Below are 14,510 nucleotides of genomic sequence, written 5' to 3' on the forward strand. Positions count from 1 at the left end.
AGTAATTATAGCATAATAAAAAAGTAAAAAACAAATGAATTCAAATCAAAAATTATTAGCAACCCTTCCGAAAGTGGATGTCATTCTTTCTCACCTGGAGAGTTCTGAAAATTTTTCGACACCCAGGCGTTTAGCTAAAATTGTCATTCGCAGGACAATTGAGAGGGAAAGAGAAACCATTCTGGCTGGCGGTAATGTCCCCAGTAGAAGTCTGGAGGAATGGCTTGAGTTGGTGAAAAGAAATATAAGGAAAAAACAGGATCCAAACCTGAAGCGCATAATTAATGGTACAGGTGTTGTAGTTCATACTAACCTTGGAAGGTCTATCCTGTCGAGGCAGTGTACAGAGAGTCTGACCAGGGCTGGAGGATTTTACTCAAATCTCGAATTTGATCTTCAAAGTGGAAAACGTGGCAGCAGGTACAGTCTGGTCGAGGAGCTGATCTGTGATCTTACCGGAGCTGAAGCTGCAATAGTTGTTAACAATAATGCGGCTGCAGTTCTCCTGGCTCTTGATACCCTGGCAAAAGATCGTGAGGTCATTGTATCCCGAGGGCAGCTCGTGGAAATAGGAGGATCTTTCAGGATACCTGATGTCATGAAAAAAAGCGGGGCAAGTCTTGTGGAAGTTGGGGCAACCAACAGAACACATCTTCGTGATTATGAAAATGCCATAACACCCGAGACCGCTCTATTGCTTCGCGTGCATACCTCAAATTTCAGAATTATCGGTTTCACGTCGGATGTGTCGGCTGAAGAAATGGTTGAACTGGCAGGAAAAAAGAATCTTTTTACCATGGAAGATCTTGGTAGCGGATGTCTTGTTGACCTTTCCAGGTACGGTTTTCCAAAGGAACCGACAGTTCAGGAAATAGTAAAAGCCGGCGTGGACGTTGTAACTTTCAGCGGAGATAAACTGCTGGGTGGCCCTCAGGCCGGGATTATAGTCGGGTGCAGTGAAGTTATTCAGAAAATAAAGGAAAACCCACTGAACAGAGCACTGCGAATTGATAAGTTTACCCTTTCGTCACTAGAAAGTGTTCTGCGTGAATACTATGACACAGAAAATGCTCTGGCAAAAATACCGACACTGGCCATGCTGACGATTGAAAACAGAGAGTTGAAAAAAAGAGCCTTGCGAATTCAGCGTCGTTTGAAAAAAACTGTTCAGGCAGGGTGTGACTTCAAAATTGTGTCAACTGTCAGCCGGGTTGGGGGTGGGGCACTTCCCGAATACAGTATTCCTTCCTGGGCCGTGGAGCTGGTTCCCGAAAAAATGAAGCTCAGCTCTCTTGAAAAGAGACTGCGCGATCTTGAAATCCCTGTAATCGGAAGAATAGAAAACGAACATTTTCTTCTTGATATTCGCACTGTAGGCGATCATGAAGTTGTTGATCTTGTCGGACAGCTCGAGGTTTTTTTTAAGGACGGGGAAAAGAGTGATTAAAAAAAAATTCCCATTGGCCTCAGGTAATCAGGCACTGGTTAAAAGAGATTTCCTTAGATTTTCAAAGGCTTTCACAGATATCCTTCTTGAAAAGGTTGCACCTGCGGAACACCTGGATTTTATTGCCGATGAAAGGCAGTTAAAAGAACAGTTTTCTGATGAATCATCCATAAATGAGCTTGTTGGAACGTTTCAGCTGGTTGTAGAGGATGGTCGTCGGGTCGGCAAGGTTGAAAATTTTCTTTTTCTCCCTTTTCTCCTGTCAGATCAAAGTGTTATCCTGGCTGTGTTTTCAAGGCTCGATCCGCTTTTTATGCGGCGGGTTACAGAGGACTGGCTGTTTGATGTCAGGCGGGAGGCCAAGCGCAGTTTTCTGCTACTGAAACAGGCCCGGATTGACGATCTGACCGGGTTGTTCAATCTGTCAAATCTCTACTCTCTTCTTGATACCTTTTCTTCTGCTCGAAATATTCAGCTGCTTGTTGTTGAAATTCCAGGAAGAAGTATGACCTTCCAGGCGGCGAGTCGTCATTTGCAGAGGTGCGTAGAGATTTTACGAACTTCTGTTCCTGAGGGAGCAATTCTGCACCATCTCGGCAACTCCATTTTTGCAATTGTTTCCGATCGTCACCGCGAGAGCGGGAACACATGTCTGACCGCTTCACTTGTGGCTTACCTGAAAAGGGAGGGGGTTAAAAAAGTTCATATTGGTACAACCTGTTCAACGAGAGGAAACAGTGGAGAGAAAAAGGGGAGAATTTTTCTCGATGAGGCATGGACAGCCCTTCAGGTTGCCAAAAAACGTGGACCGTATGGTTTTTGCGATTTTGATCTACTGGCCCATCCGGAAGCTCATCCTCTGGTTCGTCCACAGGAAAGACTTTTACGAAAACTCAGGCGCTTGTGGCGACAGTCTGAAAAGTTTTTTCTTGTACATTTCCGCAGTGATGAAAAACAATTTTCGATTGTCAATGATATACGGGCACTGGTGGACAGGGGTGAGTCTATTCCTGTCGGTAATGATCTACTGGTTTATCTTGACGGTGAAAGTGATGTCCAGGTATTGCAATGGACTGAAAATATACTGGAAAGTTACAGGAAAAAGAAAGACGGCAACACTGTTTCCGCCGGAATATGCGGTTTTCCTTATGCTGATTTCAAGAAAGCGGAAATACCCTATAACTGCCTGAAAGCATTGGAGCATGCCTCTTTCTATGGCAATAGTTCTGCGGTTTTTTTTGACGCCGTCAGCCTGAATATCAGTGGTGATATTTTTTTTGGAGACGGAGATCTTGTACAGGCGGTAAAGGAGTATAAAAGAGGGTTGTTATGTGATGCTGAAAATATAAACCTGTATAACAGCCTGGGAGTAGCCTATGCTCTGATGAACAGACATAAACAGGCTGAAGAATGTTTTAAAAATGGATTAGAGCTGGATGCGGACAATTTTATGGCCTTGTACAATCTTGGTTTGGGAGAACTTGAAAGGGGAAGAAAAGAAAAAGCTATCTCCTTTTTCAGGCAGTCTCTGGAATGTGGGATTGATGAGAACCTGAATGCGTCTGTCCGGGAGGATCTGAGTTTTCGAATTGGTGTTCTTTCTTCGGAAACCGGTGATTATCAGGTGGGGCTGGATTTCCTCCTTCCTCTCTACGACTTGTTTTCCGGGACTTGCCGGGCAGATCGAATTGTGTACCATATCGGGTTATGTTATTGCGGACTTGGCTTTGCTTCCGAGGCCATGATGTGGCTGCAGAGAGCTCTTCGGATCAATGAGTTTGATCACCGGGCCATGAATCTTCTCGGCGAAGTCTATTTTGAAAATGGAGAGGGGGCGGAGGTGGCTCTTTCTCTCTGTCGAAAAAGTGTGGAACTCTGTCCGGATCTGCCTGGATATCGTATAGTGCTGGCCAGGATTCAGATTCATTGTGGATTATTTTATGAGGCCATGGATGTACTCAGGCTCTGTCTGAAAGATAAACAATTTCAGGTTGAAGCCCGATTACTTCTTGCCAGATGCTGTTGTGAGCTTGGTCATGAAAAAAGAGCCCGTAACTGGTTGAATAAAATCGCTGAGCAGGAAGGAAAGAAGTTTAAAGAATATGCTGTGTTATCCCGTAACCTCTCAGGGAGAGCTCCTGGATCAGCAGTGATTCAGAATCAATTGAATGAGGGACAATAAATGGAAAGAAAAGAGAGAAGAAAGGTGAGAAGAGAACATAAGTATTGTCTGGATAATTCCGTAATCGGAGATTCATGGCGGATGTTCAGAATAATGTCCGAATTTGTTGACGGTTTTGATGCCATGTCGGCTATTGACGTTCCTGCTGTTACAATTTATGGATCGGCTCGAACTCCGCCGGAAAACAAATATTATCAGCTGGCTGATCAGATTGCGGGCGAACTGGTAAAAAGCGGTTATGGCATTATCACCGGTGGTGGGCCGGGTATCATGGAGGCTGCCAACAAAGGAGCTGCTGAAGCAGGAGGAGTGTCCGTGGGGCTGAATATAAATCTACCCCATGAACAACGACCTAATCCATATTCCAATTTTGAGTTAAATTTTAAATATTTCTTTGTTCGCAAAGTGATGTTCATGAAATATTCCATGGGGTTCATCTGTATGCCCGGCGGCTTTGGTTCTCTGGATGAACTTTTTGAGTCCCTGACACTTATCCAGACAGAAAGAATTAAACCGTTTCCAATTGTTCTGGTTGGCAGCAAGTTCTGGAAGGGACTGGTTGACTGGATTGAAGAGCAACTGCTTGGGTGCGGCAATATAAGTGAGAAAGACAAGTTCCTTTTTAAAGTGATGGATGATGTTGATGAAATCGTGAATTATTTTCAGAAAACTATTGCTGCATAAAAACCTTTTTAAAAATTACCTGACAGGTTGCAGGTGCGCACTGGCTGAAAAATAACAGAAAGAATCTTTGCTATCTTTTTTTGTTATGCTACAATCAAGGCTGGAAAAAAAGGAGTTTGTTTAAATAGTTATATTTGAGGAAAATTATGGCCCAGATTGATGGTTTTTTTAAATTGATGAATGATGAAGGTGCTTCCGATCTGCATATGGTTGCCGAACAGCAGCCTCTGCTCCGTATTCGGGAGATATGGAGCGGGTCAAATTCAAAAAACTGGGCAATGATGAGCTCCGGGCCATGTTGTATGAGATTTGTCCCGAGGAAAAAATCAAGGTTTTTGAGGAAACAGGTGACGTTGATTTTGGTTATGAAATCCCCGGCCTGGCTCGATACAGGTGTAACTTTTTTCAACAGAAATATGGTGTCGGAGCTGTTTTTCGGGAGATTCCCAGTGAAATAATGACCTGTGATCAGCTGGGACTACCAAAGGTCATTGCCCGTCTCGCTCATCTGCCGAAAGGACTTGTTCTGGTCACAGGGCCGACAGGTTCAGGAAAGTCCACAACCCTTGCCGCCATAGTGGATGAGGCCAACAAGACCAGGAAAGATCATATTCTTACCATTGAGGATCCCATAGAATTTGTTCACAGAAGTCAGAAATGCATTATCAATCACAGGGAAGTCGGAACTCATACCAAAAGTTTTTCTTCAGCGTTGCGGGGGGCTTTGCGTGAGGATCCTGATATCATAATGGTTGGTGAATTGCGTGATCTGGAAACGATTTCCCTGGCAATGGAAGCGGCTATGACCGGTCACCTGGTTTTCGGAACCCTGCACACTATCAACGCCATGAAAACCGTTGACCGTATAATTGAAATCTTTCCGGCCAACCAGCAGGGTCAGGTCAGATCCACACTTTCAGATGCCTTGAAAGCGGTGGTGTCCCAGACCCTTTTTAAACGGGTTGATATCAAGGGCAGATGTGCTGCCCTGGAAATCCTCATTGCAACACCGGCTGTTAGAAACCTTATCAGGGACTCTAAAACATTCCAGATACTCTCCACCATGCAGACTGGGAAAAAATACGGTATGCAGACCCTGGATGATGCTATCATGGAGTATTTGCAGAAGAAGATGATCAGTGCGGACGATGCCTATTCCAATGCTGTAGAAAAGGCGAAATTTGTTAAATTCCTGCGAAAACCCCCATCGGATTTTACCGAAGTGTAGCCGCTGTTTCTCTTCTGATCAGATATCGTTTTATTCCAAGTAATGGATTCCCCTCCCTTACGTGATGTCCGAACAGGGCGTAACCGTCATCACCATCGATTATTTCGATGGTTCCGTAGTGGGCTGTGGTCAGCATAGTGATGTTGTTTTTTTGGCAGAGTAGCTGCAATCCTGGAAATGGAAAATATTTTTTCCTCGTTTTACCGGCGGATACAACCATGATTCGGGGACTGATCTTCCTGAGAAACTGCTCGGAATTGGATGTTGCCGATCCGTGATGGGGTGAAAGAAGAATATCGCTGTGCAGGGGGAAGTGTTGGTCCAGAAGGGAGTATTCTGTTTTCTTTTCTATATCACCGGGAAAAAGAGCAGAGAAATTTTTTCCGGCAACCTTTATGACCAGGCCATTATTTTCTCCTTTTCTGTCTCCCGGCCAGGATGTTGTATTGGCAATACACCTTATCTTTCTGGTCTGTTCAAGAAATGCACCATTTTTCGCCAGCTTTGTCATTATTCCCTTTGCTCGTGCTTTCTCCAGAAATCGTGCGAAAAAAGGGTCGTGCCCTGAATAAGTGTTTACCCAAATAATGGATGGAGAAAAATGTTCTACGATAAACGGCAAGCCATTGTAATGGTCTGCATCCGGGTGGGTGACAATGACTGCATCGATTTTGGAGATACCTTTTTGCCAGAGATACGGAGCAATAACTCTTCTTCCCACCGAAGGAGAGATATACGATGAGCCGCCTCCATCGATAAGCAGTCTGTATCCTGACGGGAGGGTGATAAACGCGGCACTTCCCTGACCTACATCGAGAAAAGAGATTGAGAATTTTCTCTCAGTTAATTTGATGTCAAAAAGAGAGGAAACAAGATAGAAGAGAAGGGTACAGATGACGCCAAGGGCAGGTATAGACATTTTCATCTGCAACTTTCTGGAGATGACTGACATGGTCAGAAAAAAATAGTAGAACAGGATCAGGGGGACAGGTGGTGTTGGCAGGAAGACATCTGAAAATGGTAAAGCAGCAAAAAACTGTACACATTGAATAGCTGCAGCCAGACCGTGGCTGCCTGTCTGCAGCAAAAATTCTCCCAATGGTGGCAGGATGAAGAGAAAGGGGAGAGAAAGGAAACCAAACAGAAGGCCCCAAAGGCAGATCAGGGGTTCTATCACAAGATTTGCAACGGGTCCGACAAGGGATACCCTGTTAAAATAATAGAGCGATATTGGTGCAGTTGCCAGAAAGGCAACCAGTGAAACCAGCATGGATGAGACAAGCCATGCTCCGGTTACGGCCATGAAGCTCTGTGGATGTTCCATTTCCCAGGAAGATGAAATAATTCTTCTCAGGCAGGGAAGGATAAAGAGGATGGCTGCAACCGCTGCAAAGGAGAGCTGGAAAGAAGCTGTGAACAGCTGAAGAGGAGAATAGATCAGAATAGCCAGTGCGGCACTGCAGAGGAGCTCGGGTGAAGATTTCTTTCGATCGATACAGAGAGCCGCAAGAACTATTGAACTCATGATCACAGCCCGGACAACCGGTGCATTGAGTCCTGTAATTGATGAGTACAGGAGTAGAACCGGCAGGGATAAAAGAGCTGCTGTTTTTTTTATTCTCAATTTGAGCAGAAGAGTTTCAGACCTTTTCAAGGCATGATGGAAAAGGAAGAAGAGCAGTGCTCCCAGGATTCCCATATGAATGCCGGAAATAGCCAGAATATGCATGACACCGGCTGCTTTGAACTGTTCCTGCAGAGTATTATCCACCCCTGATCGGTCACCGAGAAGAATGGCCCGGTAGAGTCCTTCAAGATTCGGAGCAACTGTCCGTTTGATTTTTTCGGCGATGGCCTGTCTCAAATTTTCCGGAAAATACTTTATTTTTTCGGTAATCCCTTTTTTGTTTGCCAGTTTTTGGACAAAAAGCGGGTTGCGTATTACTCCCGTAATCCAGATATTTTTTCTCGCAAGATATCGGCTGTAATCAAAACTGCCGGGCGAAAGGTAGCTCTGTGGTCGTTTCAACTCGGCTCGAATGGCCAGCATGTCTCCGGGAAAGATGTTCTGCGGCCATTTTCCGGAAAGTCTCAGGAGGACGCGTCCAGTGGCTGGTGTGAAAAACCGCTGTTTTTGAAATTGGAGGGAATGTAATGAAACTGTAATCCTGGTGGTATCTCCATGCTCGTTGTATTCAGGCATGGCGTGCAGGGTTCCCACAAGAATGGCTTCACTTTTTTCCTTAATCCGGTTGTAAATATTATCTGGATTAGCCGGATGATGTAATTGTTGTGAGGCCTGCAGCAGGCCCAGGCCGAAAAAAAGGATGAGCATCAGCCAGTACACCGATCTGTTACGGTTTCGAAAATGAACACTGGCAATCAGAAAAAGAAAAAGGATAAGAACGCCCTTCATGGGGAAACTTTCCGGGGGAAGGTGTTCAATAAATAAAGTGGAGGTTATGCCCAGGACAAAGGCCAGAGTCACTGAGGGCAGCAGATGATACGAGAAAAGGGGAGAAGACGGTTCACATTAGTTTATTTAATATTTCCATATGGTTGTTGATAACACCGCGTTGCTGTTGAATACATTGCTGAGCGGCAAATCCATATTTTTCTCGTTTCCTGTCTGAGGCAAGAAATGATTCAAGGGATTGTTGTAGTTCATTCCCGTCCTTCACTTGTAGTCCTCCACCTGCCCGTAGCAGGGAGAGGGCAATTTCATGAAAGTCGCTCATATATGGACCAAAAAGAACAGGAATCCCGAAAAGGGCCGGTTCCACAGGGTTGTGCCCCCCGTAATTGACAAGGCTGCCACCAATAAAAGCAATATGGGAGAGCGAATAAAAATTGATGAGTTCTCCAATGGTATCAAGCAGAAAAATGGGTGAGCGGGAACTGTTCATGGAAGTTCTGCATTCAATATCCAGGTCCAATGATTCCGCGAGGGAACATATTTCCTCTTTTCGATTTGGATTTCGCGGAGCGACGATCAATAAGAGATGTGGAAAACTGTGGCGTAGAGTTTTAAAGACCTGAAAAAGCACTTCCTCTTCGCCGGGATGGGTTGATCCCGCAATGAGCAGTGTTTTTTCGGAAGGAAAGAGGGAGTGTAATTCGTTTGCTGCTGAATTATTCAGGATGTTCGTGTCAAATTTGAGGTTACCGGCTGTTTTGATACATTTCTCTCCAACTCCTAGTGTATTCATGGCTTTGGCATCGAATTCGGTCTGCATGAAGAGGTAGCGAAAAGAGCGAAAAAGTGGGCGGAAGAAAAAGCGGAATCGGTAGTATCCTTTCATCGACTTTTCTGATATCCTGCCGTTGACCAGAACTGCAGGAATGTTTTTCAGACGCAGATAACCGAGAAGCCCGGGCCAGAAATCGGTCTCCACCAGGATGAACAGCATTGGTCGGATGCGATGGACAAAAAGCATAACGACCGGCAGGAGATCTATGGGCGAGGGAATAATATAATCAACGAGGTTGGCTGCCAGCTTACGGGCGATTGTATGCCCGGAGCGGGTTGCAATGGAAAAAACAATCCTGTGTCGGGGATGGTCTCTGCGTAATCCCTCGAGGAGAGGGATTGCCGAGGTGACTTCTCCTACTGAAAGGGCATGGACCCAGATGGTTTTTTGACTTGCTGCTGACGCAGGGATAATCGCCGACAGACCCGCTCCGAGGCGGGCTGGTATGCGTCCCCTGTATTTGGGGATTGCCATGGCCGGAATGATTAACAGCAGCAATACAGGTAGAAAGAAAAGCTGCAATAAGCAGTAGAGTATGAACATTTTTTTCGCAGTCTCCCGCTTCACGAAGCACGGGCGGCAAAAGCGTCATGAAAACACATTATGAATATTATCCTGGCCTCACCTGAGGAAATAACAGCCAGCCGTATTCGCCTGAGTGATCACAGGGCTGAGCATATTGTCAAAGTTCTTCGTTCAGGGCCGGGGGATATTGTCAGGTTTGGTATTATAAACGGTGGCAGAGGAAAAGCAAAGATTCTTGACTTGAAAAGAAAATTTCCTTTTTCTGTAGAGCTGCAGGTGGAAATTTTCGAGGATATGGACAGGGCTTCTCCGATAGACCTGGTCCTTGCCCTGCCACGGCCAATCATGCTGAAGAGAGTATTGAGCCAGGTGAGTGCCATGGGTGTAGGTACTATCCATCTTATTCAGGCAAACCGGGTGGAAAAAAGTTTCTGGAAATCATCTATTGTAAGCGGGGAAGAATTTCTACCTCATTTACTCCATGGTCTTGAACAGGCTGTAGCCACAAGGGTGCCGAAAGTCGTTGTTCACCGTCATTTCAGACCATTTATTGAAGACTTTTTTCCAAATATCAGGGAACAATATGGTTCTCTGCTTCTGGCCCATCCCGATGGAGGAAGCAGCCTGCAAGAGGGGTTTACAGAAAAAATAACTCCTGAACGGGTTCTTCTGGCCATTGGCCCTGAAGGGGGATGGGTCGACTTTGAGGTAAAAAAATTCCTGGAGCAGGGTTTTACTCCCTGCTCCATTGGTGAGCGGATTCTCAAGGTTGATACAGCGGTGATTGCCCTTCATTCCCGTATCAGTCTGTTGCTTGAACAGTTGTCAATTCAACGGTAGGCCGCGATTCCCGTCACTTTTTCTCCAATGATCAGCGTGTGCATATCGTGGGTACCCTCGTAGGTGTACACAGATTCGAGGTTGTTGGCATGCCGCATGATCGGATATTCTCCCATTATGCCATTGGCACCCAGCATGGTCCGGGCCGTATGGGCAATATCAAGGGCAATTTTGACATTGTTCATCTTTGCCATCGAAACCTGGGCTGGGCTGTATGCGTTGCGATCCTTCAGGCGGCCAAGCTGCAGGGCGAGCAACTGTCCCTTGGTCAGCTCCGTGACCATCTCCGCCAGTTTTTTCTGCTGCAGTTGAAAAGCGGCGATAGGTTTTTCAAACTGTACCCTGGAAAGGGAATACTCCAGAGCTGTCTGGTAACAGTTGTCGGCCGCACCCAATGCTCCCCAGGCAATACCGTACCGCGCCTGGGTAAGGCAACTCAGCGGTCCTTTCAATCCCTTGACTTTCGGGAGTATGCTTTCCTCCTCGTCGACTCGAACATTTTCAAGAATCAACTCGGAGGTGACGGAGGCACGCAGGCTCCATTTTCCCTTCATACGAACCGTTGAAAAACCGGGTGTATCGGTCTTGATCAGAAAACCACGTACACCGTCGTCTGTCGCAGCCCAGACAACTGCAACATCGGCGATGGAACCATTGGTGATCCACATTTTTGTTCCGTTCAGGGTCCAGCTGCCGTCCTTGTTTTTTTCAGCCCGTGTGCGCATTCCTCCAGGATTGGAGCCGAAGTCGGGTTCGGTGAGTCCAAAACATCCGACAGCCTCACCGGCAGCCATTTTCGGTAGCCAGTAGTCTTTCTGGGCATCACTGCCAAAGGCAAATATCGGATACATGACCAGGGAACCCTGGACAGACGCAAAACTGCGCAGGGCGGAATCTCCCCGTTCCAGTTCGTACATAAGCAGGCCATAGCCCACATTGGAGAGCCCGGCACAGCCGTATTTTTCGGGCAGGTTGGGGCCGAGAAAACCGAGTTCTCCCATGGGCTGTACCAGGTGAGCTGGGAATTTTTCTTCCTGGGCGTATTCGTCGATAATCGGAATGATCTCCTTGTTGACAAATTCCCTTGCGGTCTGCCTGACAAGAATTTCTTCATCGTCCAGTAATCCCTGGAACCCCATGTAGTCTGTCAGTTCGTTCATCGTGCTCATTTACAGTATGTTCCCTTTATTGTCAGGCTCTATTTGTGAGCCTGTTGATTTAAGGTCTTTCAGTCCAGTCTCGGCGTTATACTAAAAAAAATCTTGAAATACTCCCCATATGTAAAGTAAAGGATTCAAGTTTCAAGATATTGTACATACACCGAGATGTCAGTTCACTCACCATTCGAATGGTCAGCTCTTTCTCATTACTTTTCTGATAGCCTGGAGCAGTTGTTCAACCTCTTCACAGGAAATTATCAGATGAGGCCGGAATCGTATACTTTTTTCTCCACAACCCGCAAGCAGTATTTTTTCTTTCAGAAGATGTGCGAGGCAGCGGTCACGCTTTTTACCATCTTCGAGGTCAAAAGCACACATCAGTCCGCGTCCCCTGGCGTTGCTCATCTGGTCAGGAAAGTCAAGGCACAGGGTTCTAAGGCCGTTCAGAAGTTCTCGACCTCTTTTTTCGGCATTATCAACCAGGTTATTATTCCTGATTATTTTCAGGATGATGGAACATCTGACCATGTCGATAAGATTGCCGCCAAAGGTGGAGTTGATTCTGCTCGGTTCGTGGAATACATTGTCTGCCACCTCATCAATTCTTGCAGAAGCGAGAATACCACAGACCTGTGTTTTCTTGCCAAAGCAGAGGATATCCGGGCGGACAGTAAAGTGTTCATGGGCCCAGAATTTTCCTGTAAGGCCAACCCCGGTCTGAACTTCATCCATGATGAGGAGAATTTCGTTCTCGTCACAGAGAGTGCGTAAAGCACGGAAAAACTCATCTCTGAAATGATTATCTCCGCCTTCTCCCTGGATTGGTTCAATGATAAGACCGGCAATATCTGCTCCTTCCCGGTCGATCACAGTGGAAATCGCATCAAGTGCCTCCTTTTCAAGCTTTTTTACCTCCAGAAGTGAAGTGGTGTCCAGGGGGAAGGTGAGTTTGGGATTGATGATTCTTGGCCAGTCAAATTTAGGGAAAAGAGCAGTTTTCCGTGGATCGGCCGTATTGGTCAGGGAGAGGGTATATCCCGAACGACCATGGAAGGCCTGGCGGAAATGAATGATTTTTGTACCTGTTTCCTTCCTGATACCTTTTGCAGAATTTTTCCTGATTTTCCAGTCAAAAGCTGTCTTTAAAGCGTTTTCTACAGCCAGAGCGCCACCTTCGATAAGGAAAAGATGGGGGAGATAGTCCGGTATGGCAATGGAGGAAAAGGTATCAATAAACTCTGCCATCGGCTCGGAATAGATGTCCGAACTGGATGGTTTCTGGATGGCAATTTTTCCCAGTTGATCCTGGCGTGCCAGAAGATCATCATGGTTGAAACCGACAGCCATTGAGGCAAACATGGAAAAGCAGTCCAGGTATTCGTCTCCGTTGCGTTTGTCGATAAGCCGGCATCCTTTTGACTTTTCCAGGTCGACAATAATGTCCATGCCATCGGCTAGAAGATGTCTGCCAATACGTGTTTTTATGGAATCTGCTGAGTTCATGAATCTCCTTTTCCGGGTTTTTTTCAATTCAGCATATTATTTGTGGCTCGTTTATTCACAGATCGAATTGAATTCCCTGGGCGAGGGGCAGGTCGGAACCGTAATTGACAGTAACGGTCTGCCTGCGCATATAGTTTTTCCAGGCATCAGAACCTGACTCTCTTCCTCCACCCGTATCTTTTTCTCCACCAAATGCGCCACCGATTTCAGCCCCGGATGTACCGATATTGACGTTGGCTATGCCGCAATCCGAACCTACAGCACTCAGGAAGGTCTCAATCTGCCCATGGTGTGTACTGAAAATAGAAGAGGAGAGTCCCATTGCCACATCGTTGTTCATGGCAATTGCTTCATGAATATCCCCCTTGTATTTCATAAGATACAGGATGGGCGCAAAGGTCTCTTCCTGAACAATGTCCATATCGTTTCTGACTTCGGCAAGAGTTGGTTCAACATAGCATCCTGAAGGGAATTTTTTCCCCTTCGGGAGGCAGTTCCCGCCGAAGAGGATTGAGCCGCCCTGTTTTTTAATCAGCCTGACAGCTTTCTGGAAATTTTTTACTGCGCCTTTATCAATCAACGGACCCATGTGATTTTTTTCTATGAGGGGGTCACCGGTTTTCAGGCTTTTATAGGCAGTTACCAGTCTCTTTTTTATGTCCTGGTAGATTGATTCATGAATGATAAGACGTCGTGTCGTCGTACAGCGTTGACCAGATGTGCCGATTGCCCCGAAAACGATAGCCGGCAGGGCAAGTTTCAGGTCAGCATGTTCTGTGAGAATGATCGCATTATTGCCGCCGAGCTCAAGAATGGTTTTGCCCAGGCGGCTGGCCACTTTTTCAGAAACATGGCGACCGGCAGGAATGGAGCCTGTGAATGATACCAAGGGGATGCGCTGATCTTCCAGTATTGTTTCACCAATACTTTTTCCATTTCCGATAACCAGTGAAAAAAGGCCTTCGGGAAGATGATTCTTGCCAAGTACTCTGGAGATTACCATCTGCAGTGCAACCGCCGAGACAACTGCTTTTGATGAAGGTTTCCAGATGCAGACATTGCCACAGACTGCTGCTACCATGGCGTTCCATCCCCACACGGCCATGGGAAAATTAAAGGCAGTGATGATGGCGATTGGCCCCAGTGGATGATACTGTTCAAAAAGGCGATGGTTTGGCCGCTCTGAAACTGTTGTCATGCCGTAGAGCATTCTTGACTGGCCAACGCAGAAATCACAGATGTCTATCAGTTCCTGAACTTCGCCCAGACCTTCCTGCAACGGCTTTCCTGTTTCATAGGAGATCAGTTTGCCCAATGGCTGTTTGAAATCACGAAGTTGTAACCCGATCTGCCTGATGATTTCGCCCCGGGCTGGGGCAGGGGTTGTTCGCCATTCCTCAAATGCCTTTTGGGCAGTTTTTACGATTTTATCATAATCTTTTGCTGTAGCGCGAGACACCTTGGCAAAAATTTCACCATCAACGGGAGAATATGCCTGAATTTTTTTTCGTTTCTTGCGTGAAAGCCAGATTCTTCCGCTGGAGCAACCAGGTATGCTGGAACCAATACCGAGGGTTTTAAGAAAGTCCATTGTTTCTCCTCAACAGGGAAAGGATGATTAGCAACGTGTTGGTTTCTTTAAGTATCGCATCTTACCTCCGGGGAGTCAAGAGCCATAAAAGAGATAAGG

At 46.2% G+C, this 14,510-nt stretch carries 9 protein-coding genes and 1 pseudogene; 5 read left to right on the plus strand and 5 right to left on the minus strand.

Going from position 1 to position 14,510, the window contains the following annotated elements; translation table 11 throughout:
- Positions 1-34 precede the first annotated feature (34 nt).
- From selA to LO777_RS04755, 4 genes and pseudogenes are all read left to right on the plus strand, one after another.
- Positions 35-1,447 carry an L-seryl-tRNA(Sec) selenium transferase gene (gene selA / locus LO777_RS04740; protein ID WP_228856400.1) on the plus strand — a complete coding sequence of 471 codons (1,413 nt, stop codon included), beginning with the start codon at positions 35-37 and terminating at the stop codon, positions 1,445-1,447.
- Positions 1,440-3,629, plus strand: a complete 2,190-nt coding sequence (locus LO777_RS04745) for a tetratricopeptide repeat-containing diguanylate cyclase (RefSeq protein WP_228856401.1) — start codon at positions 1,440-1,442, stop codon at positions 3,627-3,629. Before selA ends, LO777_RS04745 begins: the two co-directional genes overlap by 8 nt.
- Entirely contained in the window at positions 3,630-4,313 is a 684-nt protein-coding gene (locus tag LO777_RS04750) for an LOG family protein (protein WP_228856402.1), read from the plus strand.
- Positions 4,314-4,459: 146 nt separating this feature from the next.
- Positions 4,460-5,541, plus strand: a pseudogene (locus tag LO777_RS04755) (type IV pilus twitching motility protein PilT).
- On the opposite strand, the gene LO777_RS04760 reads toward LO777_RS04755, so the two are convergent.
- Together LO777_RS04760 and LO777_RS04765 are read right to left on the minus strand one after the other, a co-directional pair.
- Entirely contained in the window at positions 5,528-7,957 is a 2,430-nt protein-coding gene (locus LO777_RS04760) for a DNA internalization-related competence protein ComEC/Rec2 (RefSeq protein ID WP_228856403.1), read from the minus strand. The pseudogene LO777_RS04755 and the gene LO777_RS04760 overlap by 14 nt on opposite strands.
- Positions 7,958-8,069: 112 nt before the next feature.
- Positions 8,070-9,335: a 3-deoxy-D-manno-octulosonic acid transferase gene (locus tag LO777_RS04765; RefSeq protein ID WP_228856404.1), complete on the minus strand. Its 1,266-nt coding sequence runs from the start codon at positions 9,333-9,335 to the stop codon at positions 8,070-8,072.
- Between the two features lie 60 nt (positions 9,336-9,395).
- Between LO777_RS04765 and LO777_RS04770 the strand changes: the two genes are divergently transcribed.
- A complete protein-coding gene (locus LO777_RS04770) occupies positions 9,396-10,157 on the plus strand; it encodes a 16S rRNA (uracil(1498)-N(3))-methyltransferase (RefSeq protein WP_228856405.1) in 762 nt (253 codons plus the stop codon).
- On the opposite strand, the gene LO777_RS04775 is transcribed toward LO777_RS04770, so the two are convergent.
- From LO777_RS04775 to amaB, 3 genes are all read right to left on the minus strand, one after another.
- A complete protein-coding gene (locus LO777_RS04775; protein WP_228856406.1) occupies positions 10,148-11,326 on the minus strand; it encodes an acyl-CoA dehydrogenase family protein in 1,179 nt (392 codons plus the stop codon). The two genes, LO777_RS04770 and LO777_RS04775, sit on opposite strands and share 10 nt — an antisense overlap.
- Before the next feature lie 183 nt (positions 11,327-11,509).
- Positions 11,510-12,820: an L-lysine 6-transaminase gene (lat, locus tag LO777_RS04780; RefSeq protein WP_228856407.1), complete on the minus strand. Its 1,311-nt coding sequence runs from the start codon at positions 12,818-12,820 to the stop codon at positions 11,510-11,512.
- A gap of 55 nt (positions 12,821-12,875) precedes the next feature.
- Positions 12,876-14,411: an L-piperidine-6-carboxylate dehydrogenase gene (gene amaB / locus LO777_RS04785; RefSeq protein ID WP_228856408.1), complete on the minus strand. Its 1,536-nt coding sequence runs from the start codon at positions 14,409-14,411 to the stop codon at positions 12,876-12,878.
- Between the last annotated feature and the right edge of the window lie 99 nt (positions 14,412-14,510).

This window comes from Desulfomarina profundi, from assembly GCF_019703855.1.
GTDB lineage: Bacteria > Desulfobacterota > Desulfobulbia > Desulfobulbales > Desulfocapsaceae > Desulfomarina > Desulfomarina profundi.